Here is a 25838-nt window from a genome sequence, read left to right on the forward strand (position 1 = left end):
GACGCACGTCGTCGAGTTTGATGTCCAGGTTGTCGGCCAGGCTGCGGACCTGACCGCCCCACATCGACACGATCACCCCGGGCAGAAACATCATCGGCGAATCGTCGTCCGCCGTTGTTCCGAAACCCATTGCTGCTCCGGTGAACTCGGCGTCATCGTAGTTCCCATAGTCGAAGATCTCCTGCACGGTGATCGAATCGACCCGGGTGGTCAGGCTGGCCGCTGAGTGCACCAGCGTATCGCCGGAGAAGCCGGGGTCGATGCCGTTCACGTACAGCGAGGTGTTACCGGCAGCACAGGCACGCACCAAGGGCTCCCGCAGCCAGTCGTCGGCATGGCGGGGTGTGACCAGCCAGACCATCGACGTGCCGACCACGTTGGTGCCCGCAGCAAGGAACTTGGCCATCTGTTCGATGGCTTCCATCGGTCGGGTTTCGCCTTGGGATGTGTAAACCACGCAGTCGGCGCCGAGGGCCACCAGCGCGTCGATGTCGTCGGTGGCGATGATGCCGGTCGGTTGGTCCAGTCCGCACAGCCGCGCCGCGTCCTGGCCGATCTTTTCGGCGCCGGCGGCGTGCACACCGACCAGTTCGAGATCTGGTCTGCCGATGATGGCCCGCAACGAATGGCGGCCCACATTGCCGGTGGAGAATTGAATGACTCTGCGCACGGTTACCTTCGCCCTTCCAGCGGCCGGTGATGCACCATGATGACGCGTTTGATCGCCGCGCAGGGTCAGTAGTCGGGTATTGGCAGCGGCGAATTGTTGGAGTCGATGCCGCCGTCGACGTGAAAGGTCGCGTTGGTCGCGTAACAGTCCCTGGTGCACAGATACACTGCGAGCCGGCCGAGATCCTCGACGTCGCCCAGCCGATGCAGCGGCGTGGCCTCTTGCATCTTCTCCAGCGACCCGGGCATCAGATCCAGGCTGCCCTTCAGGCCATCGGTGGCGAATGATCCCAGGGCGATGGCGTTGACGCGAATCTTCGGGGCGAGTTCCTGTGCCATGGCACGTGTGAGCGCTTCGAGTCCGCCCTTCGCGACGCAATAGGCGGTCAGTGCCCGGATACCGAACCGCGCCGAGCCCGACGAGATGTTGATGATGGAACCGTGCCCGGCGGTGAGCATGTGCGGGGCCGCCAGCTGACTCATGATGAAGGCCGATGTCACACACCAGTCGAAGGTGTGCCGGAAGTCTTCGTCGGTGATGTCCAGAAACCGGGCGTACGTCGACCCGCCGACGTTGTTGACCAGGATATCGATGCGGCCGAAGCGCTCCATGGCCGTATTCACGACCCGTTCTCCGTCGGGACGGCTCATCGCATCGGCGACGAGCGCCAGCCCCTTGCCGCCCGCCGCTTCGATACCCTCAATTGTGCCAACGATATCCGCCTCGGTACGCGCGGTTCCCACAACCGTGGCGCCCGCCTCCGCCAACACCCGGGCGATGCCCGCCCCGACGCCCTTCCCGGCGCCCGTGACGATCGCAACCTGTCCATCCAGCCGGAACTGCTCCAGCGCCATGCCGGTCCCCTTCGATCGCGCGTGGTGTGCGCCGTTCAATTTAGGAATCCTGCTGACTAAAGTCAATCAATTTGCGGAGCCAGAATCTGTAGCGACCAGCGCCATCGAACAATGCGCAAGTTATACAAGCATTTTTGACGGGAACACGGCATAATGACGCAGTTACCCTCGAACGTCTTGCATGAGTCAGGTCAACCGTGAGGAACAAATGGCTGTGACGGACCGGCTGTCGACACGCGAGGCGAAGCGCCTGCAGACGAGGGAGCGATTGATGGGCGCCGCGATCGCCGAATTTGCCCGCGCCGGTATGGCCGAGGCCGACGTCAGTGCCATCGTGGCCGCGGCGGGAGTGGCCCACGGCACCTTCTTCTTCCACTTCCCCACCAAGGAGCACGTGCTGCTGGAGCTGGAACGCCGCGAAGAGGACCGGATAGCCAAGCAGTTCGCCCAATTCTTGAAGTCCAAGCACGACCTTGTTTCCGCATTGAACGAGGCGGTCCGCTTGGTGGTCGGTTTGGAGCGCCGGCTAGGCGACCGGCTCTTCAATGACTTTCTCGCACTGCACTTCTCCCAAACCCGTCCACAGACCGAGGATGGCACGGATCACCCATTGATCGTCTTGGTCGCCCAGGAGATCGCGCGGGCGCAAGAACGCGGTGAGACCGATCCGGACGTCAATCCCATGAACAGTGCGGTGTTCTTCCTACTCGGCCTTTACGCCCTGTTGATCACCACTAACCATTGGCCCACCGGCCACACCTTGCTCGAAGACTACGTCGCCAGGATGTTGCGAAGCTTGCAGCCCTAACGGAGCGTGCCGAGCAACGGCAACACTTCTCCGGACGGCGCTGAGCACACCGCCGACCTCGAAAGAGCGGTTGTGCGTGAAATGATGGGGCGTGCGAACGATGCCTCAACACATCTCAGCCTGACTGCTGTCAGCACCATCCTCTAAAAGCCCAGGCGTGGGGAGCGGTGCCGTTCGCTGACGCTCCGGTTATATCCCTACCCAGTTCATGAGAATTGGCCATCGGCATCGGATCGACGGCAGCACGCAGGACGGCGCCAACACGCATTTTGCTGACTGAAGTCAGCCTGTTATAGTGCACACGCCGATCCAATCAGCGTTGATGACGGGGAGGGTTCGTGAATCTGCCGAAGCTTCATCAGCGTGATACCGCCGTCGCCACAGCCGCCCGCTCAACCGGCCCGGCCTACGGTCTGACAATCGACGAGCACATGGAACGGTCGCAACTCGCACAGCGTCAGGCCGACAAATGGCTTATCTCCGGCAGTCTCCTGATCGGTACCGCGGCCCTGGGCGTCTTCGGGTTACCGTTGTTCCTCTGGGGAGTCCGGTTGCTGCGCCGGGCCCTACGCGATGGCCTCTCCGTTCGGCCGATGTTGGTCACGTTGCTCGGCTATCTCGTTATCATCGACGCCGCCATCAACACCGTCGGGTGGGCGCTTGACCTGGTGGCAAATCACACTCTGCTAGCCCGCGTGCTGCTCAACGGTTGGGGCAACATGTTCGATGCCGGTTATTTCTGGCATTACAACGAGCTGTGGGTCGGCGGCGCGGCGGGCCCGGGTGAAAAAGCCTGGGAAGTCGGACTCATCCTGACGGTGTTCACGATGCGCATCGCCGCTGCCATCGGCTTCCTACAGATGAAGCGCTGGGGCCATCAGTGGATGGTCGTCACCTGCTGGATGGGCGTGGTGATCTGGATCGGCTACGTCTTCAACATGACCATGTTCGCCGACGTGCGCTTCGCCGGCGTCGTGTTGCCGGTCGTCGGCTGGTGGCTCTACGACATCTTCTACATCACTCCATTCCTCGCCATCCCCTACCTGCACACCGTCAATCGCGAACTCTTCTCCGACTGAGATGCCGCACGTCTTGCTCGACGACCGGATGTGCCTGGCGAATCCAGGCGAATCCGGCGATCGCCGCGTAATTTCGGTGCGTCAGAAACTATGTTGCCGAACTATCGGGCGGCACAGACGGCAGATCCGATCCACGCATCACGTTGCTGAATCCCCGTCGTCAAGGAGGTCAAATCGTGGCTTATCTATGGGAGATCCTTCGGTATGTCGCCGCATGGGGCGGCACCGGACTGATCATCTGGTTCTGGTATTGGCTGTTCTCCAACATCGGCACGTTCTGAGCGGTGAACCGGGCGGCGGAAGCGCGGGGAATGCGGTCAATGGCTGAAGATTCTCCCGCAATCGCGCTGGAGCGGAGTTGCTCCGTGACGGCGGTCGCGCTCAGTGATCAACGTCGCGAGGGCGTCCGGCTTATCACCGGTGAACGGCGTGGCTTCGGGCTGAATGCAGCGCTCACGTTCGTGCATGTCCCCTACCCCGCGACCTCCGATTGGACACGCAGAACCCTGACATGCGGTGTGGCCCTGCAATGTTCGCCATCGAAGGAACGCGTCATCGAATATCGGCTGAACGAGTTGTCCGCTCGGGAGCTGCGTGCGCTCACCCTTGTCGAGGCCGGTGTCGCGCTCGGCTGGATAGCGTCGCGGTGGCCGGGCCTGCTATCCGAGCTACACCGGGTACTTCCCGAAGTCCCTTCCGAGCCCGGCGATACGAGCGCGGAGCAGATGCTCAACCATGCAATTGCGCTGGCAGCCACGGAGCGGGCTTTGCCGATTCATCCGCTGCTAGGCGAGCTACCGTTGGCCTACACGATGCCGCAGGGCTTGACCGACAGATTGCGCCGCAGCTTCGGCCGGATGCCATGGACCACAACGCAAAAGCGCCGTCCGCGGCCGTACTCGGTTCCCGTCGGCGGCGACGGCGGCGTCCGCAATCCCAATTTGCCGCCACCGAGCCGGCCGCAGGACAACGATCTCGACGTAACGCCAGAACACCGGCCCGGGATTCCCTATCCCGAATGGAACGTGTGGACAAAGCGTTTCATGCGCGACCACGTCGCCGTGATCGAGCATGCCGACGGCGGGCGCACCCGCCGTCCGGTGCCGGTTGCCGTCGACGTCCGCAAGTGGTTCGAAGAACACACCCACCGTGCGATGACGAACGGCCTCGAAGACGGCTCCGACCTCGACGTCGACCAGTATGTCAACCACTACATCGACATGACCACCGGCGAAGCCAAGGAGCCGAAGCTTTTCCGCGAGCTGCTGCCGAGCAGCCGCGACGTCACCACGGCTTTGCTGCTCGACGGCAGTTCGTCGTTGGGGGTACACGGCGGGCGAATCTTCCAACTGGAATTAGCTTGTGCCGATGCGCTTTCGCGGGCCATGACGCTGGCCCGCGAGCGTCATGGTGTCTTCGTGTTCACCGGCAATACCCGCCACCGAGTCGAAGTGCAGTGTCTGAAGGACTTCGAAGACCGCCAGCTGGTGGCTCCCAGCGGGCTGGGCCTGTCCACCCGTGGATACACGCGACTCGGCGCGCCACTGCGCCACTTGACGAGCCGACTCCTGGCGCAGCCCTCCGAGCGGCGCCTGCTGATCGTCATCGGCGACGGCCTCATCTCCGACGAAGGCTATGAAGGCCGCTACGCCTGGGCGGATGCCGCGCACGCCGTCGAGGAGGCCAACGATGCGGGGGTATCGATGTATTACGTCGGGGTGGGCCCGACCCGTGTCGATCCCCTTCCCGAGGTGTTCGGGCCCCGACGGTCGCAACGGATCCGACGGGTAGAGGAGCTCCCAAGGGTGTTGGCTCACGTCCACCGTGAACTGGTCGCCGCATGAACGCCGCCGCCACCGAACTTTATTTCGCAAACGGCAACGAAGTCCAGCTGTTCGAGCAGGCCTTTCGCCAGCACATGCCCGTGATGCTCACCGGCCCGACCGGATGTGGCAAGACCCGTTTCGTAGAACACATGGGCCAGCTGTTGCAACGACCGGTCGTCACCATCAGTTGCCACGACGACCTCACCAGCTCCGATCTCGTCGGCCGCTTCATGGTGACGGGCGGCGACGTGGTCTGGACCGATGGCCCGCTGACCCGCGCCGTCAAAGCCGGCGCGATCTGCTACCTCGACGAAGTCGTCGAAGCTCGCCACGACTCGCTGGCCATCCTGCATTCGCTCACCGATCACCGCCGGTCGCTCTATCTCGATCGAGCCGGCGAAGTCGTAACCGCGCCGGACACCTTCATGCTGGTGTGTTCCTACAACCCGGCGTACCGCAGCTCGCTCAAGGAGCTCAAACCATCCTTCCGCCAACGGTTCGTCACTCTCACGATGAGGTATCTGCCACCCGAGCGGGAGAGCGAAGTGATTGCCGCCGAAGCCGCGATTCCCATCGCGACGGCGCGGCGGTTGGTCGAATGCGCGGTTGCCATCCGCACCGCCGACGAAGCCTTCCACTTCGAGCCGCCGTCGACCAGGGTCTTGGTCACGGCCGCGCACCTGATCGCTGCCGGCGCAACCGAATTCGATGCCGCCGACGCGTGCATCCTCGCGCCACTGAGCACCGACGGCGCGGTCACCGACGGTCTACGCGAAGTCGCGGCAGCCAGCCTGGCCGCCACCGACGCCCCAAACGCAACCCCCTAAGAAAGGAGTCCGGCATGGACCAACAGGAACAGAAGCGCAAGAGGGCGCTCATCGTCTTCCAGATTTTCATTTACGGCTACCTGCTGGTGATGTTCGGCATCCAGCTGTACATGTCGTTCGCCCGCGGGTGGTGGGATCTGTGAATCCCGTTGCCGCACAGCCGGCGAGGGCGGTCGGCTTCGAGGATCACCACGACGAATCGCGCCAAGCGCAGCGTCGCGCCGACAAGTGGATGATCGTCGGCGCCGCCCTAATGGGCATGTGGGCGCCGGGCCTCATCGGGTTTCCGATCTTCATGCGTGGGGTGTGGCTGCAGCGCCAAGCGCTGCGCGCCGGCCTCTCGGTCCGGCCCATGATCGTGACGCTGATCGGCTATCTGGTCCTGATCGACGGAATGCTCAACAGTCTGGGCTGGGCCCTGGACTTGGTCGCCAACCACACGCTGATCAACCGGGTGCTGATGGTGGGCTGGGGCAACATGTTTGATGCGGGCTACTTCTGGCATTACAACGAGCTCTGGATCGGCGGTGCGGCGGGGCCGGGCGAAAAAGCCTACGTGGCAGGACTGATCCTCACGGTGTTCTCCATGCGGGTGGCCGCGGCGATCGGATTCTTGCAGATGAAGCGGTGGGGGCATCAGTGGATGGTCGTCACCTGCTGGATGGGCGTGGTGATCTGGTCGGCCTACGTGTTCAACATGACCATGTTCGCCGACGTGCGCTACGCCGGTGTCGTCTTCCCGGTCATCGGCTGGTGGCTCTACGACATCTTCTACATCACCCCCTTCCTCGCCATTCCCTATCTCCACACCGTCAACCGAGAAATCTTCACCGACTAGGTCGCAAGGAGCGATGCCATGACCGCACCGACCCCCACCGAAGAGCAAGAACCCACCGCTGGTCTCGAGCCGGGGACCACTCCGTACTACGCGCGAATGCACAAATGGATCAAACGGGCGGTGCTGGTATGTCTGGTCGCCTTGGTCATCGAAGGCGCGTTCACGCTGCCGTTCATGGCGGTCTATTACGGCTATCCCACGCTGAGCCTCACCCAAATCTGCAGCGAGCTGCTCAAGATTCGCTACTCCAACGACACCCTGGAGTGCAAGTACCCGTACCCGCCCTTCGGACCGCCCGAGGGCGCTGAGGGCAAGGCCACCGCGCAGGACGTGTGGGGCATCCAACCGATACCGAAGTACCACAGGCTCGGGTTCCGCGAACTCGTCAAGATCCACAACGATAGGCTCGCTCGTCAAGCCGCCCAACAGCATTCGGCAGCACACCCGTGACCTATCGCGTTGTCTAGTGCCTGTCGGCCTTGGAGCGCAGCGCTGGTCGCTTTCTGCTCGGCTCACTTCGGCGTCGAGATGCCGCACATCAGCGTGTCTATCAGCGCGTAGTAGCGTTCGGTCGTTTCCTCCGCCGAGGTCGTCACACTGAGCATGCGGTAGAGCGGGGCTCCGATCAATGCATCGGTGGCAGCTTCGACGTCGGCATCCCCCCGAATCTGGCCCTTCGAGATTCCGACGCGTAACCGGTCTGCAACTGCCTGGTGGAAACGGCCGGTGAGTTGCTGGTAGAGGGTGTCGCGGTCGCTCAGGTCTTCGGCAGCGGCGGCGGCGAGAGCGCGGATGAGGGCGACATTGGCAGCGGCCGAACCGATTTCGGCGTACGCGCGCATCCAGCTTCTCAAGTCCTCGACCGTGTCTCCCGTGTCGGGAAGCGTGAAGTCGGTTTGGTCGTAGGCCTGCATGACCGCCTCGGCGACCAGGGGACCTTTCGACGGCCACCGTCGGTACACCGTTTGGGTAGCCACGCCGGCGATCGCGGCGACCTTGTCCATCGAGACTCCGCTATAGCCGGCTTCCACGAGGAGCGACCGGGTGGCTTCCAGGATCGCCTCGTGCACTGCCGCGCTCCGCGGTCGCCCCCGGCGGGATTGGCTCACATACAGAACCTAGAGCAATGGCTCGACGTCGCGTCTAGGCAACGGCACCGAAGTGTGTCACGATTAACGAGAAAATATTTCTCGTAATTGGCCCTGTGGACCGGCGCGCGACGCGCGAACGCGGAGCACGGCGTCTGGTGGTGAAGGTGGATACATGCGTGAGCTGTGCGTCATCACCGGAGGCGCGGGTGGAATGGGAATGGCCACAGCCAAGATCGTCGGGCAAGACCGGCTGGTCCTCGTCAGCGACGTCAGCCCGAGCCGGCTGGAGGTGGCGTCAGCCGAATTACAGCGCCTCGGCATCGACTGCGTGGCGGTCGAGTGCGACGTAACCAACCGCGCCTCGGTCGCAGAGCTGATCGCCACCTCGACGTCGTTGGGCTCGGTGACCTCGGTGATCCACACGGCGGGTGTCAGTCCCAGCATGGGCGACGCCGAGCGCATCCTGCGCATCAACGCGTTGGGCACGGTCCATGTCAACGAGGCGTTCCTCCCGCTGGCGCGTGAGGGGTTCGCGATCGTCAATGTCGCGTCCATGGCCGCGCACGTGTTCCCCCGGTGGTTCATCCCCAAGCGACGGTTCAAGGACGCGCTGCGCGACGAGGACCGATTCATGGCCAAGGTGACCTCGGCCTGCAACATCGTGCCGACCAGGTTCCGCCCCGGTTTGGCGTACTCCATCAGCAAGAACTTCGTGACTTGGTACTGCGCATCTCAAGCGGCCCGATTCGGCAACCGCGGTGCCCGCATCGTCTCGGTGTCTCCAGGCAGCATCGACACCGAGATGGGCAGGTTGGAGGAGCAAGCCGGATCGGGCGCGATGGTGAAACTGGCCGCGTTGAAGCGCTTTGGAAAGCCCGAGGAAGTCGCCGAAGTGCTGGCTTTTTGCGCTTCGACCAAAGCCGGCTACCTCACCGGTGTGGACATCGCCTGCGACGGCGGCGTTCTGGCGGCGTTCACGCTCAAAAACATGCTGCCGCTGGCAGCACGCAACGCCTAGCCCCGCGTTCCCCGAAGGAGGACGACATCGCGATGACGGACAACGACACTCGCGGCGAACGCGCACGCCGAGCGCTCGGTCAACTGACCAGCTCAATCGGTGTGGCGCACTTCCTCGTTCCGCGGATCTTCGATCCGTTCAATCGCCTGGGTTTCCCCAACCACGCACGCACTTTCACCTACGTCAACGGCGCGATCGAAACGGCGCTCGGCGTCCTGATGCTGCGCGAGCGAACGCGTCGACCAACGGCGGTCTTGTCCGCTTGCTACATCGCCTACTTGACGATCAGCATCCTCTACACCCAACTCCGCACGCGACGCGGCGACGGTCGCGCAGTTCAGCGGTCAGGGTAGGAACAACCGTGTCGCTCAGCCAGACCGCCCAGAAGGCGACCGAAACCCTAAGGCCAGTCGCCGACGTCGTGCGGATGAATGTCGCCGCCGCCGTCCGGACCCGCCGACGCGGCTACAACGGTTGGACCGGCGCGATCAACACCGACTACGACCCGCAGGACCCTGCCACCGCCGCGGACCCGTTCGAGGCGTACCGCGCCCTGCACCGAAGCGGCCGCGTGCACTACAACCCCAGGCGGGCCACCTTCGTCCTCAACCGCCTTGACGACGTGCGGGCGGCGTTGCGCGACACCGACAAGGTCACCAGCACCCAAGGGGTCACGCGCCTGCGGATGTCCGGCTCATTGGCGGTGCTCACCGACGGCGAGGAACACACCCGACTGCGTAAGCAAGTCCAGCCCGGATTCAGCACAGGCGCCATGAAGTCCTGGCAGGAGATGACCGAGAAGCTAGCCATCGACCTGGTCACCGACGTGCTGAAGGACCCCGGATGCGATGTCGTGCAGCGCTTGGCCATACCGATGCCGATACGCTTGATCGCCCAGATCCTGGGCGTACCCGAGACCGACGTCGGCGACTTTCGTCGTTGGTCCGAGCGCGCCGTGGGAGTCATGGAGCTCAAGCCCACGCTCTCCGGTGTCGTCGGCGCGGCCAAGTCGATGTCAGCCATGGTGGCTTTACAGCGTTATTTCACAAGCCAATTCGCCGCGGGTGGACTCAAAGGGTCCAGCACCGTGCTCGGCCGGCTCATCGAGCACAACACCGACGGCAGCCTCACCGATAATCAGCTTCTGCTCATCGCCATCCACCTGCTGATCGCCGGCAACGAGACCACGACCAACCTGCTGGGTGGCATGTTCGACACCCTGGCCCGCCGGCCCGAGCAGTACGACCTGATTCGCGCCAACCCCGACCTCATCCCCCTCGCCGTCGAAGAGCAGCTCCGCTTCACCACACCCATCCAGAACCTTTACCGCTACACCCGGGCCGACTACCGAATCGGCGACGTCACCATCCCCACCGGATCGCGTGTGCTGCTGTCCTTCGGCGCGGCCAATCGTGACCCCGCCGCGTTCGACGATCCCGATGAGTACCGCGCCGACCGCAATCCGCGGATGCACGTCGCCTTCGGGTACGGCCCACACATGTGCCTCGGGGCACCGCTGGCCCGCATGGAAGCCCAAGCAATACTGCGGCAACTCGTCACCCGCGTCGCCCGAATCACTCCCGCGGGGCCGACGCGGTGGTCGAGCCACAGCTCGCTACGCGGACCCACCCGCTTGCCGATCCGCCTAACCCCCGCCTGACGTAGACCATTGCTGGTGCGCCAGCAAGACCCAGCCTTCTAGGTGGTCACTTCGAGCACTTGTATTTCGCCGGTCGTGCCGTCGACCTCGACAAGCGCGCCCGGCGGCAAAGTCTTGGTGGCGCCCGCAACGTCCACCACACACGGAAATCCGAACTCGCGGGCCACCACCGCCGCGTGCGACATCGGACCACCCAACTCGGTCACCACGGCCGCGGCATAACAGAATGCGGCGGTGTAGCCGACGTCGGTCACCTCGGCGACGAGGATTTCGCCGGGCTCCAGGTCGTCGATCGTTTCGGGCCGCACGATACGCACCCGGCCTCGCACCTTCCCTCCACACACGCCGACACCGCGCAGCGTCTCGCCGCTGGTCAGAACCTCCGATGCCGCTGCGGTCGGTTGCCAGCTACCGCTGAACACCGTCGGCGGAACCACAGCGGCCAGCCGGCGTTGTTCGGCACGGCGCCGGGCCACCAGCGCACCGACATCCGCCGGCAGCGCGTCGAGCTCGTCGACGAGCAGATAGAAGACATCGTCTGCGGTATCGAAGGTTCCCGCCTCGACCAACCTGCGCCCGTACTCGCGCATGAGAGTGCGCAAAACCCAGTTGGCCCGAACCACTTTGTCGCGGCGGACCTCGCGGTCACGGAGCTGGCGCGCTGCCAGCTGCGCAATCGGTTTGGCGTGCAAAGGAATCCGGGGCGGCTGCGGCTGGGGCGGTGCAGCGACACTCATCGCTCTGGTCACCATTCGGACGAGCAGCTCGGGATCATCGGCATAGCTGATCGACAGCATCTCGAGTTCGGCCGGACCACGATGACCGATCAGAGCCAGCTCCGCCAATACGGCGGCGTGAAACTCCGGCGCCTCGACGGCCAACTTGCCGAGCCGCTCCCCCGGTTCGGCCAGCAGCGCCGTCACTTTCGGGTCGCGTTGCGCGGCAACCACCAACCGCTGCATTGCCTCGACCGAACGCGCACTGACTAATTCCGGTCCCGCTGGCGCGGCGGTGTCCCGCCCACACAGGCCGCGCAGCAGGACATTGAAAGCGGCGCACAGCATGAACGACGCCGAGGCCAGCACCCAGCCGTGCACCACATCATCGCGCGCCAACGAGATGAGGCTCAGCAGTCGACGGTCATCCAACCGGGCGACGTCGTCGGCCAACCGCTCCAGGCGATCGACATCGGCGACGAACTCGTAAGTGTCCCTGGACGAGCCGGCGGACAGGCCGACGAGGTTAACCCCGAACACCCCGATGTTGCGCAGGGTCCGCAACTGCTTTCGAACGCGGCCGGTCTCGTTGCGTGGACGTTCCGCACCGAAGATCGGCAGCGACGCCATGCTGGGTCCGAAGAACCCGCTGTTGCTCACGATCATCGCGGGCTTGGCAAACGGGACGGTCTCGGCCATGAAATGCGCGGAGGTGATGGCCCCGTAAAGCCGGTGGGCGAACACGGCGACGGTCCGCGTGGCGATTTCACGCTGGACGATGCCGCCGGGCCGCAGCCGCTCGGCGATGGCCACCCCGCCCGCGCGCAGCCCGCGCACGGTCGCCGACGCCGACGCCGGCGAGAACGGGCCGGGTAGCGCCTCGGACAGATTGGTGGCCAGAAAAGTCGGAAAGCGCGGGTCGATCGGGGTATCGAATTCCCCGTTATCGCCCGCTGGGCCAGCCCAATTGGGTTTCACCCCGTCATCGGTCGGCGTGTCAACGGAAGGAAGGTCAACGATGTTGGCCATCCGCCAGGGCAGCGACACCACCCGGCTGCCCAGCGTGACCCGGCCGCGCACCGCGACCGCCAAATCCTCGACACATTCACCGGAGTTCCACGCCGGGCGGAATCCCCACTGCTCGCGCAGCCGCGCGGTGTCCATGAACGCGGCGCTGTGCACCAGCTGCAGCTCGGCCAGTTCAGCTCCCAACCGCAGGACCGGGCGTCCAAGCACCGCGGCGAGGCGCCGGAAGGTCAGCTCGCCCGGGGCCGCGAGATTGACGGGACCACTTCCGATTTCGGTATCCACGATCGCCCGGTTGAACAGCCTAAGGGCATCCTCGAGGTGGACCACCTGCATGAGCCGGTCGGCCGACCCGTCGGGGAATACCGGCAATGCCAGCAGCCGGCGTACCCAGTTATCGACGTTTCGGCCGACGATCAGCGCCGAGCGGACCGCGACCCATTCCAGCCCCGACCCCTCGACCATCTGCTCGGCCCGCGCCTTGTATCGGCCTTCGGCGCTGTCCGGCCTTCTCGCATCGTGCTCGGTCCTCGGTGCATCTCCGCCGCCGTAAACATGCGGCGACGACGCGAAAACGATCCTCCTGGACCCGGTTTCGGCCATCGCCTGCAGAACGTTACCGGTTCCCCCGACGTTGACCTGGTGGGCGATCCGGGCGTCGGGACCCGGGCTGTTCGCCCACGCGCAGTGCGCAACGACGTCTGCGCCGGCGACCGCGCGGTTGACCGCATCGGCGTCCCGGATGTCGCCCGCGATGAATTCGGCCGCACTGGGCCAGCTTTCGGGCCGATGGCGGGCGATGCCGATGACGTCGTGGCCCTGGCTGAGTAAGCGGGAGGTCAAGCCGCGGCCCAGCGCACCGCTGGCCCCGGTGACGGCGATTCTCACTGACTGGCCCTGCGCAAGTTCATAGCTACTCGTCGTCGTCCATCAACGCCGCGTTGACCAGATCCTCGAGATCCATGTCCGCGATGTCCTTCTCCGAGGTCACCGGGACCGCCGGCGACTGTCCGTCGCCTCGACCGCCGTCGGCCTCATTCGCCAACGCCAGCAACAGCTCCAGCACGCCGGCCTGCCGCAGGCGCTTGACCGGGATCGATCCCACGGCGCGCTGGATTTCGGCTTCCCCGGGAGCGGCGGCAGGACTCTGTTGATCGGCCGCACCGACGAGTTCTCGATGCATGTAACCGGCCAGCGCGGCGGAGTTGGGATAGTCGAAGATCAGCGTGGGCGACAGGGCGAGCCCAGTAGCCGACTTGAGCCGGTTGCGCATCTCCACCGCGGTCAGCGAGTCGAAGCCCAGCTCCTGGAATGCGCGGTCCGGATCGATGGACTCGGGGCTGGAATTGCCGAGCACGGTGGCGATGTTGGCACGCACCAAGTCCAGCAGAACCGCTTGTTGCTCGTCCTCGGGCAGCCCTTCGAGGCGTTGCAGCAGAGCCGATTTCGACTTCGCCGCGGCCAGCGAATCGTCGACCTGCCGCCGGGTCGGCGCGTTGATCAGATCGACGAACATCGGCGGTAGCGTCCCGCCGTCGAACTTGACCCGCAGCGCGGCGAGATCGATGTGGGCGGGCAACAGGAACGGCTCGTCGACGATGAGCGCGGTGTCCATCAACTCCAGCGCCTCGTCCGAGGACATCGCGACGATTCCGTCGCGGCCGAAGCGGGCACGGTCGGCCGCACCGAGCGCGCCGGTCATGGCGCTGGCCTGATCCCACAGGCCCCACGCCAGCGACATGGCCGGCAAGCCGTGCATGCGCCGGTGCACGGCCAACCCATCCAGGAACGAGTTGGCCGCCGCGTAGTTGGCCTGACCCGACGCACCCGCCAAGCCCGCCATCGACGAGAACATCACGAACGCGGACACATCCAGATCGCGGGTCAGCTCGTGCAGGTTCCACGCGGCATCGACCTTGGCCCGCAACACCGCCTCCACCCGCTCGGGAGTGAGCGAAGAGATCACCGCGTCGTCGAGTACGCCGGCCGCGTGGATCACACCCGATAGCGGCCGTTGCACCGGTATATCGGCGATGACCTTGGCCAGCGCCTCACGGTCGGCGGCGTCACAGGCCACCACCTGCACCTGCGCACCGGCTGCGCTGAGTTCCGTGACCAGTTCGGCTGCCCCCGGCGCGTCCAGGCCACGACGGCTCACCAGCACCAGGTTCCGCGCGTCATGGCGCGTGACCACGTGACGGGCCAATGCCGAGCCGGCCATGCCCGTGGCCCCGGTGATCAACACGGTGCCCGCCGCCCAGGCGTCCGGCATGGTCATGACGACCTTGCCCACGTGGCGGGCCTGGCTCAAATACCGCAGCGCGGCCGGCGCACGTCGGACGTCGAACCTGGTCACCGGCAACGGCCGCAGCACGTCGTCGCCGAACAATGCGACAAGCTCGTCGAGTATTCGAGCGATGCGGTCCGGTCCCGCCTCGAACAGATCGAAGGCGCGGTAGCGCACACCGGGATGCTCCCGGGCCACCGCTTCGGGCTCGCGCATGTCGGTCTTGCCCATCTCCAGGAACACGCCACCGGGGGCGACGAGTCGCAGGGAGGCATCCACGAAGTCGCCGGACAGCGAGTCCAGCACCAGGTCCATGCCACGTCCGCCGGTGACCGTCCGGAACTTGTCCTCGAATTCCAGGCTGCGGGAATCCGAGATGTGGTCGTCGTCAAAACCCATGGCCCGCAGGGTGTCCCACTTGCCCCGGCTGGCGGTGGCGAAGACTTCCAGACCCAGGTGGCGGGCCAGCTGCACCGCGGCCATTCCCACCCCACCGGCGGCGGCGTGCACCAGCACCCGCTGACCCCGCTTGGCGCCGGCGAGGTCCACCAGCGCGTAGAACGCGGTGGCGAACACCACCGTGGTGGTCGCGGCCGCGGTGTGCGACCAACCGGCCGGCATCTTGGCGAGCAGGCGCTCGTCGGTCCTGCCGATCGTGCCGGTGCCATCGGGGAAGAGGCCCATCACCCGGTCGCCGACGGCGAAACGTCCAGTATCCGAGCCTGTTTCGATGACGACGCCGGATGCCTCGATGCCCATGACGGCGTCCGGATCCGGGTAGAGCCCCAGCGCGATCATCACGTCGCGGAAGTTGGCGGCCAGGGCGGACAGCGCAACCCGAACCTGCCCCGGTTCCAGCGGGGCGTCGGCGTCCGGGATGCGTTCCAACCGCAGATTCTCGAACGTGCCGTAACTGCTCATCCCGAGTCGCCACGGCCCGTCGGCCGGGGGCACCAGCAGACCGCCGACGGCGCGACTGCCATGCACCCGTGCGGTGTACACCGCCCCGTCGCGCAGTAACACCTGCGGCTCGCCCACCGACAACGCCGCTCCGACGGACTCCTCATTCAACCGGCCATCGGTGTCGACGAGCACGATGCGACCGGGGTGTTCGGTCTGCGCCGAGCGCACCAGTCCCCACACCGCCGCACCCGCAAGATCGGTGACGTCCTCCCCGGGCAACGCCATCGCGCCGCGGGTCGCCACGACCAGGGGGCCCGCGCCGTCGCGGGCCAGCCAGGACTGCAGCACCGGCAGCACCGCGCGCGTGGCCGCGTAGACGTCGGCCACGACGTCGTCGACCACCGGCGCCGACTCGAAGACCACCGCCGACGGCTGCGTCGTGCCGTCGTCTGATTCCGTTGCGCCCCAAACCGATACCGCGACAGGCTGCACCGACGTCGACCGCTGCGCCGACCAGATGACCTCGAAGAGCCGGTCGGGTCCCGAACTCGAGACCGCGGCCAGCAGCTGCTGGTCGGTCACCGGCCGGGCCACCATCGACGCCACCGAGAGCACCGGCAGCCCCAATCCGTCCGCGAGTTCGATCGACACCGCCGAATCACTCACCGGCACGATTCGCGCGCGCACCGCCGTCGCGCCGGCCGCGTGCAGCGAGATCTGCTGCCACGAGAACGGCACGAGCATGGAACCTTCGGGGAGCTCGTCGCCGTCGGACGTCAAGATGACCGCGTGCAGTGCCGCATCGAGCATCACCGGGTGGACGCCGAACCCGGCCCCCGAGACCCCGGCGTCCGCGGGCAGGGTCACTTCCGCGAACACTTCGTCACCGCGGCGCCACATCGAGGTCAGGCCGCGGAACGCGGGGCCGTAGCCGTAGCCGCGCTCGGCCAGGCGCTCATAACCGTCGCCGACGTCGACCGCGGTAGCACCCACCGGTGGCCAAACCGACAGGTCCGCGCTCGGCTGCACCTCACCCGCATGCAGGACACCCTCGGCGTGCAGGGACCAGCCCGAACCCGAGTCGGCGCGCGAAAAGACCGACACGGCACGGGCACCCGATTCATCGGCGCCGCCGACGACGACCTGCACCGCGACCGACCCGGAGCCCGGCAATACCAGCGGCGCCGCCAGATTCAGCTCATCGACAACGCCGCAGCCCACTTCGTCGCCGGCGCGGATCGCCAGCTCCACGAATCCGGCGCCGGGGAACAGCACGACCCCGCCGACGGCGTGATCGGCCAACCAGCCCTGCGCGCTGGGCGACAACCTGCCCGTCAGCACCACCCCGCCGGACGCCGGCAGTTCCACCACCGCACCGAGCAGGGCGTGCTCGCCGGGTGCAAGCCCCAAGCCCGCGGCGTCGACCGTGGTGCCGTCGCCGGAGAGCCAGAACCGCCGGCGCTCGAACGCATAGGTGGGCAGTTCCATGAAATTGGCTTTGCCGACGGCGCGGCGCCAGTCCACGTCCATCCCGGCGACGAATCCCTGCGCGACCGCGGTGGTCAGGGCCACCGGTTCCGGGCGGTCCTTGCGCAGCGCCGACATGGTGCACACCGGAGCGTCGGGAAGCGATTCTTCGATCGATGCCGTCAGCCCACTGCTGGGGCCGACCTCGAGGAACCGGTTCGCGCCGGCCGAATGCACGAAGCGCACGCTGTCGGCGAACCGCACCGCTTCGCGGATGTGCCGTTTCCAATAGGTCGCCGAAGCGAAGTCGTCGGCCGCGAGCTGCCCGGTCAGGTTCGACACGATCGGGATCGTCGGACTGCCGACGGCGAGTCCGGCTGCGACGGTGCCGAATTCGTCGACCATCGGATCCATCAGCGGCGAGTGGAACGCGTGGGACACCGCCAGCTGGTGGACGCGGCGCCCGTCGGCGCGGAGTCGGCCGGCGATCGCGGACACCTGGTCCTCGACCCCCGAAATGACCACCGACATCGGCCCGTTGACCGCGGCGATGCCGACCCCGGGCACCAGCAGCGGTCGCACCTCATCCTCGGTGGCCTGCACGGCGAACATCGCCCCACCCTCCGGCAGGGCCTGCATGAAGCGGCCGCGAGCGGCCACCAGTACCGCCGCGTTCTCCAGCGACAGGACGCCGGCGACGTGCGCGGCCGACAGCTCACCGATCGAGTGGCCCAGCACGAAGTCGGGATGGACGCCCCAGGATTCGAGCAAACGGAACAGGGCGACTTCCACCGCGAACAACGCCGGCTGGGCGAATTCGGTAGTGTTCAGGAGCTTTTCGTCATGTCCCCAGATGACTTCGCGCAACGGCCGCAGCAGATGGCGGTCCAATTCGGCCACGACGGTATTGAACGCCTCGGCGAACACCGGGTAGGCGGCGTGCAAACCCATGCCCATGCCGAGGGTTTGGGCGCCCTGGCCGGGGAAGACGAAGACCGTCTTGCCGCCGGGCGTGGCCGTGCCCTGGACGACGGATCCGATTTCACCGGCGGCCAACTCGTCGAGGCCGGTCAGCAACCGCTCGCGATCTCCACCGACAACCACGGCACGATGCTCGAAGTTCGACCGGCCGGCCAGCGACCACGCCACATCACCGACGTCGAGGTCACCGTGCTGGCGGACGTGTTCTGCCAGCCGTACGGCCTGGGAACCCAACGACGCCAACGACTTTGCGGACACCACCCACGGCACGACCGGCGGGGTGGCGCGTTCCACGACCGGCGCGGAGCCGACGGGTGCGGACTCGATGATCACGTGCGCGTTGGTGCCGCTGATGCCGAATGACGACACACCGGCGCGGCGCGGACCGTTCGCCTTCCAGGGCTGCGGCTCGGTCAGCAACGCTACCGATCCCATCGACCAGTCGACGTGCGGGCTGGGTTCGTCGACGTGCAGTGTCGCCGGGACCAGGTCGTGGCGCATCGCCAACACCATCTTGATCACACCGGCCACGCCCGCAGCCGCCTGCGTGTGTCCCATGTTCGACTTGATCGACCCCAACAGCAGGGGTTCGGCGCGGTCCTGCCCGTAGGTGGCCAAGAGCGCTTGGGCCTCAATGGGATCGCCCAATGTGGTTCCCGTGCCGTGGCCTTCGACCACGTCGACCTCGGCCGCGGACAATCCGGCGTTGGCGAGCGCGGCGCGGACCACCCGCTGCTGGGACGGACCGTTGGGCGCGGTCAAGCCGTTCGAGGCGCCGTCCTGATTGATCGCCGAGCCGCGCACCATCGCCAGCACGGGGTGACCCAGGCGCTCCGCGTCGGACAAGCGCTCCAGGACGAGCATGCCGCCGCCTTCGGAGAACCCGGTGCCGTCGGCGGCCCCCGCGTAGGCCTTGCACCGGCCATCCGCGGACAGCCCGCGCATGCGGCTGAACTCCACGAAGATGTCGGGTGTGGCGTTGACGGTGACGCCGCCGGCCAGCGCCAGGTCGCACTCGCCCGAGCGCAGCGACTGCGCCGCCATGTGCAAGGCCACCAACGAAGACGAACACGCCGTATCCACCGAAACCGCCGGCCCCTCCAAGCCCAGCACGTACGACACCCGGCCCGACGCGACACTCGACGACTGCCCGGTCAGCCGGAAGCCCTCCGCGGCCGGGGCGGCGCCCATGCCGTAGCCCTGCGTGTAGACCCCGGCGAACATGCCGGTCGCGCTGCCCCGCAACGCACCGGGCTCAATCCCCGCTCGCTCCAAGGCTTCCCACGACAACTCGAGGAACATCCGCTGCTGCGGATCCATGGCCAGCGCCTCGCTCGGCGCGATGCCGAAGAAGGCGGGGTCGAAGTCCGCGACGCCGTCGACGAAGCCGCCGGTGCGGGTGTAGCAGGTGCCCGGAACGTCGGGGTCCGGGCTGTAGATGCCGGCCAGATCCCAGCCGCGGTCGGCGGGGAACTCCGAGAGCACGTCGCGGCGCTCGATGAGCATCTGCCAAAGATCCTCGGGCGAATTCACCCCGCCCGGATAGCGGCATGACATGCCGACGATCACGATCGGGTCGTCGCCGACTGCGCGAACGACCGGGCCGGGCGTGATTTCTTGTGGCACTCCGGCAAGTTCGCTGCGGATGTAGCCCGCCAGCCCGTTCGGGGTCGGGTAGTCGAAGATGAGGGTGGGTGAAAGCGCCAGCCCGGTGGCGGTTTTCAGCCGGTTACGCATTTCGACCGCGGTCAGCGAGTCGAAGCCCAAATCCTGGAACGCCTTGTCCGGGTCGATCGCCTCCGGCGTGGTGTTACCCAACACGGTGGCGATGTGCGAGCGGACCAGGTCCAGCAGCACGGCATGCTGTTCCGGTTCGGGCAGGCCGTGCAGACGGTGCGCCAGAGCGGATTTCGACTTCGCGGCCGCCAGCGAATCGTCGACCTGGCGGCGCGCCGGCGCGTTGACCAGGTCAGCGAACATCGGGGGCACCGCGGTTGCGTGGGCACGCAGCGCGTTCAGGTCGATGCGGGCGGGCGCGAGGAACGTCTCGTCGACAACCAGTGCGGTGTCGAACAATTCCATCGCTTCGTCCGAAGACAGGGCCAGGATCCCATCGCGACCGAGGCGGGCGAGGTCGGCGGCACCCAGACCACCGGTCATGGCGCTCGCCTGATCCCACAGCCCCCAGCCCAGCGAGATCGCGGGCAACCCAAGGGCGCGCCGATGCGCGGCCAAAGCGTCCAGGAAGGAGTTGGCCGCCGCGTAGTTACCCTGCCCCGACGACCCGACGAGGCCGGCCATCGACGAGAACATGACGAACACCGACAGGTCGAGATCGCGGGTGAGCTCGTGCAGGTTCCATGCCGCATCCACCTTGGCGCGCAGCACCGCATCGACTCGCTCCGGAGTCAGCGACGTGACAACCGCGTCGTCGAGCACACCGGCGGCGTGGATCACCCCGGTCAGTGGATGGCTCGCCGGAATGTCGGCGATCACCGCGGCCAGCGCCTCCCGGTCGGCGGCGTCGCAGGCGACCGCGCGCGCCCGCGCCCCGGCTTCCTCCAATTCGGCGATCAATTCGGCGGACCCCGGCGCGTCGGGACCGCTGCGGCTCAGCAACACCAGGTTCCGCACGCCGTGTTCCGTGATGAGGTGGCGGGCCAGCGTCGAACCCGCCATTCCGGTTCCACCGGTGATCAGCACGGTGCCGGACGCCCAGGCGTCCGGCATGGTCATGACGACTTTGCCGACGTGGCGGGCCTGGCTCAGGTACCGCAACGCCGCACGGGCGCGCCGGATGTCGAAGGTGGTCACCGGCAACGGCCGCAGCACACCGGCGTCGAACATGCCGGCCAACTCGATCATCCACTGGTGCATCCGCGGACGGCCGGGCTCGAAGAGATCGAAGGCGCGGTAGCGCACGCCCGGATATTCCTGGGCGATCACGCCGGGATCGCGAATGTCGGTCTTGCCCATCTCCAGGAACACGCCGCCGGGTGCGACCAGCCGCAGCGAGGCGTCGACGAAGTCGCCGGCCAACGAATCCAGCACCACGTCGAAGCCGCGACCACCGGTCACCGCCCGGAACTTGTCCTCGAATTCCAGGCTGCGGGAATCCGAGATGTGGTCGTCGTCGAAGCCCATGGCCCGCAACGTGTCCCACTTACCCCGGCTGGCCGTCGCGAATATCTCGAGACCCAGATACCGGCCCAACTGGACCGCGGCCATGCCGACACCGCCGGCGGCCGCATGCACCAACACCCGCTGGCCCGGCTTGACGTCGGCCAAGTGGACGAAGGCCATGTAGGCGGTGGTGAAGACGGCCGAGATGGCGGCGGCTTCGGCGTAGGACCAGTCCGCCGGCATGGGTTGCAGCAGGCGGACGTCGCCGGGGACCAGCGTGCCGCTCCCGTCGGGGAAGAACCCGTAAACCGAGTCGCCGACCGCGAATTCGGTGACGCCGGGGCCGACTTCGACCACCACGCCGGCGCCCTCGCCACCGAGCAGCGCGTCGTGGGTGAACATACCCAGCGTGATCATGATGTCGCGGAAGTTGGCGGCGATGGCGCGCAGCGCCACCCGAACCTGACCGGGCTCCAGCGGCGCGCCGGCGTTGGGAACGGGCTCCAGCCGCAGGTTTTCGAACGTGCCGGCGCTGCTGATACCCAGGCGCCAGGGTCCGTCACCCGGGGGAACCAAGAGATCGTCGACCGCGCGGCTGGGCCGCACCCGGGCCGTATGGACCTGGCCGTTGCGCAGCAACACCTGCGGCTCCCCGGCCGCGAGCGCCGACGCGATCGCCAGATCGTCCAGCGGCACATCGGAATCCACCAGGACAATCCGACCGGGATGCTCGGTTTGCGCCGAGCGCACCAGACCCCATACCGCCGCGCCGGCCAGGTCGGTGACGTCCTCCCCCGCCAATCCCACAGCCCCGTGGGTCGCTACGACCAGCACACCGGTGTCGCGCTCGGTCAACCACGACTGCACGGCGGTCAGCGCCTGGTGGGTGCGCTCGTAGGTGGCGCTGACCGGATCCTGTTCGGTGGGAACCGATTCCAGAATCTCATAGGACGGGGCCGGGTCGACCTTGGCCGGCACGGTTGCCGGCGACCACGCCAGTTCGAAGAGTCGCTCGGGGCCCGAGCTCGACACCGCCGCGCGCAGTTGCCGCTCACTCACCGGGCGGGCCACCATCGCACCCACGGACAACACCGGCAGGCCCAGCCCGTCGGCGAGCTCGATCGAGATGGAGGTGCCCCCGCCGCTCTGTGCGCCCCGCGTGGTCGGCGCAATCCGGGCGCGGACCGCGGTCGCACCCGCGGCGTGCAGCGAGACGTCCTGCCATGAGAACGGCAACATCACGTCGACGGGCCGGCCCGCCGCCTGCTGGGCCATGATGACGGCGTGCATCGCCGCGTCGAGCAGGGCCGGGTGCACGCCGAACCCGCCGACGCCTCCGGCCGCGTCCGGCAGTCGCACCTCGGCGAACACCTCGTCGCCGCGGATCCACGTCGCGGTCAATCCCCGGAACGCCGGGCCGTAGCCGTACCCGTGCGCGGCCAGCCGGTCGTAGCCGTCGGCCACGTCCACCGCGACCGCGCCCTCGGGCGGCCACACCGACAGGTCGGCGCCAGGCTCGATCGACCGGGAGCTCAAGACTCCGTCCGCATGACATATCCATCCCGAACCGGCGTCGGCGCGGGAAAACACCGAGACCGCCCGCCGTCCCGAATCGTCGGGACCGACAACCACCTGCAGGGCAACCGAACTGGAGGCAGGCAGCATCAAGGGCGCCTGCAGCGTCAACTCGTCGACCACCGAACAGCCGACTTCGTCACCGGCCCGGATCGCCAACTCGACAAACCCCGCCCCCGGGAAGACGGCCGCACCCGAGACCGCATGATCGGCCAGCCACCCCTGCAGGCTGGGCGACAGGCGACCGGTCAGCAGCACCCCGTCGGAAGCGGGCAGCTCGACGACCGCGCTGAGCAACGCGTGCTCGCTCGTCCCGAGCCCCAAGCCCGCGGCGTCCGCTCCGACGCCCTCACCGGACAACCAAAACCTGCGCCGGTCAAAGGCGTACGTCGGCAACTCCACGAAGCCGGAACCCGACAACACACCACGCCACTTCACGTTCACACCGGCCACGAACGCGGCGGCGGCCGACGTGAGGAACCGCGCGAGGCCGCCGTCATCGCGGCCCAGGGTGGGAACCACTATGGCCTCGGGGTCGCCGCAGTCGTCGCAGGTGCCTTCGATGCCGGCGATGAGCGCGGGATGCGGGCTGGATTCGATGAATGTGCGGTACCCGTGTTCGCACGCGGCGCGCACCGCCTGGTCGAACTGCACGGTCTGCCGGATGTTGCGATACCAGTAGGCGGCGTCCAAACCGGCGGTGTCCAAACGATTTCCGGTCACCGTGGAGAAGAAGGCAATGCGCGAGGAAGTCGGTTCGATGCCGGCCAGCGCCTCGGCCAGCTCATCCCGGATCGCCTCGACCTCGACCGAATGCGACGCGTAGTCCACGTCGATTCGGCGGGTGCGCAGCTCCAGGTCGGCGCAGAACCCGACGAGTTCGTCGAGCGCGGCCACTTCGCCCGATACCACCACCGCCGAGGGTCCGTTGACGGCCGCGATGCTGACGCGATTGCCGTAGGGCGCCAACAGTTCCCGTGCGCGTTCGGTGCTGCAAGCGATGGAGAGCATGCCGCCGGAGTGGGCCAGCGACCGCAGCAACTTGCTGCGCAGCGTGACCACTCGAGCGGCATCGCGCAGCGACAGCGCGCCCGCGACGTACGCCGCGGCGATCTCCCCCTGCGAATGGCCGATCACCGCGTCCGGGTTGACTCCGACCGATTTCCACAGCTCTGCCAGCGACACCATCACCGCGAACAGCACCGGCTGCACCACGTCCACGCGATCCATGCCCGGCGCGCCGGGGACGCCACGCAGGACATCGATCAGCGACCAGTCGACGAACTCCGCGAACGCCTCGGCGCACGCGTCGAGCTGCTGAGCGAATACCGGTGCGGTTTCCAGCAATTCGACGCCCATGCCCAGCCATTGGGACCCTTGGCCGGGAAACACGAAGACGTTCTTGCCGGCCGACAGCGCGCTGCCCTGAATAACCGTGCCGGTCGGGTCGTCACCGGCCAACTCGTCGAGCCCGGCGAGCAACCGATCCCGGTCGCCACCGACCACGACGGCCCGATGCTCGAAGGTCGCGCGGCCGGCCAGCGTCCAGGCCACGTCGGCGAGGTCCAACTCGCCGTGACCGCGCAGATGTCCGGCCAGCCGGGCCGCCTGAGACCTCAACGCCGGCAATGATTTTGCCGACACCACCCACGGCACCGCCGCGGGCCGCGGACGCTCCGCCGGCGGCTCAGGGGCCGGGACCGCCTCGATGACCACATGCGCGTTGGTGCCGCTGATCCCGAACGACGACACACCTGCCCGTTGCACGTGTCGATTCGCCGGCCAGGGCTGCGCCTCGGTCAGCAACGAGACCGCTCCCGCCGACCAATCGACATGCGGGCTGGGCACGTCCACATGCAGTGTCGCCGGCAACATTTCGTGCCGCATGGCCTGCACCATCTTGATCACACCGGCCACGCCCGCGGCGGCCTGGGTGTGACCCATGTTCGACTTGATCGACCCCAGCCACAGGGGCTCCGACCTCTCTTGGCCGTACGTCGCCAGCAACGCCTGGGCCTCGATGGGGTCGCCCAACGTGGTGCCGGTTCCGTGGCCTTCCACCACGTCGACGTCGGCCGCCGACAAGCCGGCATTGGCCAGCGCCGCGCGCACCACCCGCTGCTGCGACGGACCATTCGGCGCGGTCAGCCCGTTCGATGCACCGTCCTGGTTGACCGCCGAGCCGCGCACCAGCGCCAGCACCGGATGGCCCAACCGCCGGGCGTCCGAGAGCCGCTCGACGACGAGCATCGCGCCGCCCTCCGACCAGCCGACGCCGTCGGCCGCCCCGGCGTAAGCCTTGGACCGACCGTCGGGAGCCAGCCCCCGGTGGCGACTGAATTCGACGAAGACGGTCGGGGTGGCGTTGACGGTCGCGCCCCCGGCCAGCGCCAGGTCGCACTCCCCCGAGCGCAACGACTGCACCGCCATGTGCAACGCGACCAAAGACGACGAACACGCCGTGTCCACCGACACCGCCGGGCCCTCGAGCCCCAGCACGTACGACACCCGGCCCGAGGCGACGCTGGAGGTCATGCCGGTCAGCCGGTAGCCCTCGATCTCCTCGGCGAGCATGCCGTAGCCCTGGACGATGAGGCCGGCGAACACACCGGTCGCGCTGCCCCGCAGCCCGCTGGGGTCGATGCCGCCGCGTTCCAACGCCTCCCACGACAGTTCCAACAGCATCCGATGCTGCGGGTCCATCGCGAGCGCCTCGCTCGGAGCGATGCCGAAGAAGGCCGCATCGAAGTCGGCGACACCGTCAACGAAACCGCCGGTCCGCGCGTAGGTCTTGTGGCGGGCGTCGGGGTCCGGGTCGTACAGGGAAGCCAGGTCCCAGCCACGATCGTTCGGAAACTCGGTGATCACATCGCGGCCGTCGGCCACCATCTGCCAGAGGTCTTCCGGTGTCTCGACTCCGCCGGGGAAGCGGCAGGACATACCGACGATCGCGATCGGCTCGCTCGACCGCTCCAGCAGCGCACGGTTGGTGCGTTTCAGGCGCTCGACCTGGACCAGCGCTTTGCGCAGCGCTTCGGTCGCATGCTGGAGTTGATCCACCATCACTACCTCTCGCCTAACTTGGCCGT

At 67.0% G+C, this 25838-nt stretch carries 14 protein-coding genes and 1 pseudogene; 10 read left to right on the forward strand and 5 right to left on the reverse strand.

Annotated elements, in window-relative coordinates:
- Together A5711_RS00360 and A5711_RS00365 are read right to left on the reverse strand one after the other, a co-directional pair.
- Positions 1-670 (reverse strand): annotated as a pseudogene (locus A5711_RS00360) (dihydrodipicolinate reductase); the annotation flags it as partial.
- A 65-nt stretch (positions 671-735) separates the two neighbouring features.
- Positions 736-1524 carry an SDR family NAD(P)-dependent oxidoreductase gene (locus A5711_RS00365; protein WP_067942948.1) on the reverse strand — a complete coding sequence of 263 codons (789 nt, stop codon included), beginning with the start codon at positions 1522-1524 and terminating at the stop codon, positions 736-738.
- Between the two features lie 208 nt (positions 1525-1732).
- On the opposite strand from A5711_RS00365, the gene A5711_RS00370 reads away from it, so the two are divergent.
- The 7 genes from A5711_RS00370 (at position 1733) to A5711_RS00395 (ending at position 7352) form a co-directional block, all read left to right on the forward strand.
- A complete protein-coding gene (locus A5711_RS00370; RefSeq protein WP_067942988.1) occupies positions 1733-2332 on the forward strand; it encodes a TetR/AcrR family transcriptional regulator in 600 nt (199 codons plus the stop codon).
- A 338-nt stretch (positions 2333-2670) separates the two neighbouring features.
- Positions 2671-3411, forward strand: a complete 741-nt coding sequence (locus tag A5711_RS00375) for a hypothetical protein (RefSeq protein WP_369829912.1) — start codon at positions 2671-2673, stop codon at positions 3409-3411.
- A 320-nt stretch (positions 3412-3731) separates the two neighbouring features.
- Positions 3732-5255: a nitric oxide reductase activation protein NorD gene (locus tag A5711_RS00380; RefSeq protein ID WP_067942992.1), complete on the forward strand. Its 1524-nt coding sequence runs from the start codon at positions 3732-3734 to the stop codon at positions 5253-5255.
- Positions 5252-6064: a CbbQ/NirQ/NorQ/GpvN family protein gene (locus tag A5711_RS00385; protein WP_067942951.1), complete on the forward strand. Its 813-nt coding sequence runs from the start codon at positions 5252-5254 to the stop codon at positions 6062-6064. Before A5711_RS00380 ends, A5711_RS00385 begins: the two co-directional genes overlap by 4 nt.
- 14 nt (positions 6065-6078) lie before the next feature.
- Positions 6079-6207: a hypothetical protein gene (locus A5711_RS27880; RefSeq protein WP_046182590.1), complete on the forward strand. Its 129-nt coding sequence runs from the start codon at positions 6079-6081 to the stop codon at positions 6205-6207.
- Positions 6204-6902, forward strand: coding sequence for a hypothetical protein (locus tag A5711_RS00390; RefSeq protein WP_067942954.1), 699 nt, complete (start codon positions 6204-6206; stop codon positions 6900-6902). Before A5711_RS27880 ends, A5711_RS00390 begins: the two co-directional genes overlap by 4 nt.
- A gap of 18 nt (positions 6903-6920) precedes the next feature.
- The gene (locus tag A5711_RS00395; protein ID WP_067942957.1) at positions 6921-7352 is read left to right on the forward strand and encodes a hypothetical protein; all 432 of its coding nucleotides are present in this window, start codon (positions 6921-6923) and stop codon (positions 7350-7352) included.
- Between the two features lie 62 nt (positions 7353-7414).
- Here the strand turns inward: A5711_RS00395 and A5711_RS00400 are convergent, their stop codons facing one another.
- Positions 7415-7972: a TetR/AcrR family transcriptional regulator gene (locus tag A5711_RS00400; RefSeq protein WP_231972131.1), complete on the reverse strand. Its 558-nt coding sequence runs from the start codon at positions 7970-7972 to the stop codon at positions 7415-7417.
- Between the two features lie 193 nt (positions 7973-8165).
- Between A5711_RS00400 and A5711_RS00405 the strand changes: the two genes are divergently transcribed.
- The 3 genes from A5711_RS00405 to A5711_RS00415 all read left to right on the forward strand — a co-directional run bounded on the left by A5711_RS00405 (position 8166) and on the right by A5711_RS00415 (position 10671).
- Positions 8166-9011, forward strand: a complete 846-nt coding sequence (locus A5711_RS00405) for an SDR family oxidoreductase (RefSeq protein WP_067942963.1) — start codon at positions 8166-8168, stop codon at positions 9009-9011.
- 32 nt (positions 9012-9043) lie between these two features.
- Positions 9044-9364 carry a DoxX-like family protein gene (locus A5711_RS00410; RefSeq protein WP_067942964.1) on the forward strand — a complete coding sequence of 107 codons (321 nt, stop codon included), beginning with the start codon at positions 9044-9046 and terminating at the stop codon, positions 9362-9364.
- Between the two features lie 74 nt (positions 9365-9438).
- Positions 9439-10671, forward strand: coding sequence for a cytochrome P450 (locus A5711_RS00415; RefSeq protein ID WP_082975612.1), 1233 nt, complete (start codon positions 9439-9441; stop codon positions 10669-10671).
- A 38-nt stretch (positions 10672-10709) separates the two neighbouring features.
- On the opposite strand, the gene A5711_RS00420 is transcribed toward A5711_RS00415, so the two are convergent.
- Positions 10710-13301, reverse strand: a complete 2592-nt coding sequence (locus A5711_RS00420) for a sugar epimerase family protein (protein ID WP_067942968.1) — start codon at positions 13299-13301, stop codon at positions 10710-10712.
- A gap of 25 nt (positions 13302-13326) precedes the next feature.
- Positions 13327-25812: a type I polyketide synthase gene (locus A5711_RS00425; protein WP_067942971.1), complete on the reverse strand. Its 12486-nt coding sequence runs from the start codon at positions 25810-25812 to the stop codon at positions 13327-13329.
- Positions 25813-25838: the final 26 nt, after the last annotated feature.

Origin of the sequence: Mycobacterium sp. E2238 (genome assembly GCF_001672665.1) — a bacterium.
GTDB lineage: Bacteria > Actinomycetota > Actinomycetes > Mycobacteriales > Mycobacteriaceae > Mycobacterium.

Excerpts from the sequence above, each read along its gene's own strand:
- A5711_RS00365 (WP_067942948.1), bottom strand. The coding sequence starts at position 1,524 with ATGGCGCTGGAGCAGTTCCGGCTGGATGGACAGGTTGCGATCGTCACG.
- A5711_RS00370 (WP_067942988.1), top strand. The coding sequence starts at position 1,733 with ATGGCTGTGACGGACCGGCTGTCGACACGCGAGGCGAAGCGCCTGCAG.
- A5711_RS00380 (WP_067942992.1), top strand. The coding sequence starts at position 3,732 with ATGGCTGAAGATTCTCCCGCAATCGCGCTGGAGCGGAGTTGCTCCGTG.
- A5711_RS00385 (WP_067942951.1), top strand. The coding sequence starts at position 5,252 with ATGAACGCCGCCGCCACCGAACTTTATTTCGCAAACGGCAACGAAGTC.
- A5711_RS27880 (WP_046182590.1), top strand. The coding sequence starts at position 6,079 with ATGGACCAACAGGAACAGAAGCGCAAGAGGGCGCTCATCGTCTTCCAG.
- A5711_RS00395 (WP_067942957.1), top strand. The coding sequence starts at position 6,921 with ATGACCGCACCGACCCCCACCGAAGAGCAAGAACCCACCGCTGGTCTC.
- A5711_RS00405 (WP_067942963.1), top strand. The coding sequence starts at position 8,166 with ATGCGTGAGCTGTGCGTCATCACCGGAGGCGCGGGTGGAATGGGAATG.
- A5711_RS00410 (WP_067942964.1), top strand. The coding sequence starts at position 9,044 with ATGACGGACAACGACACTCGCGGCGAACGCGCACGCCGAGCGCTCGGT.
- A5711_RS00415 (WP_082975612.1), top strand. The coding sequence starts at position 9,439 with ATGAATGTCGCCGCCGCCGTCCGGACCCGCCGACGCGGCTACAACGGT.
- A5711_RS00425 (WP_067942971.1), bottom strand. The coding sequence starts at position 25,812 with ATGGTGGATCAACTCCAGCATGCGACCGAAGCGCTGCGCAAAGCGCTG.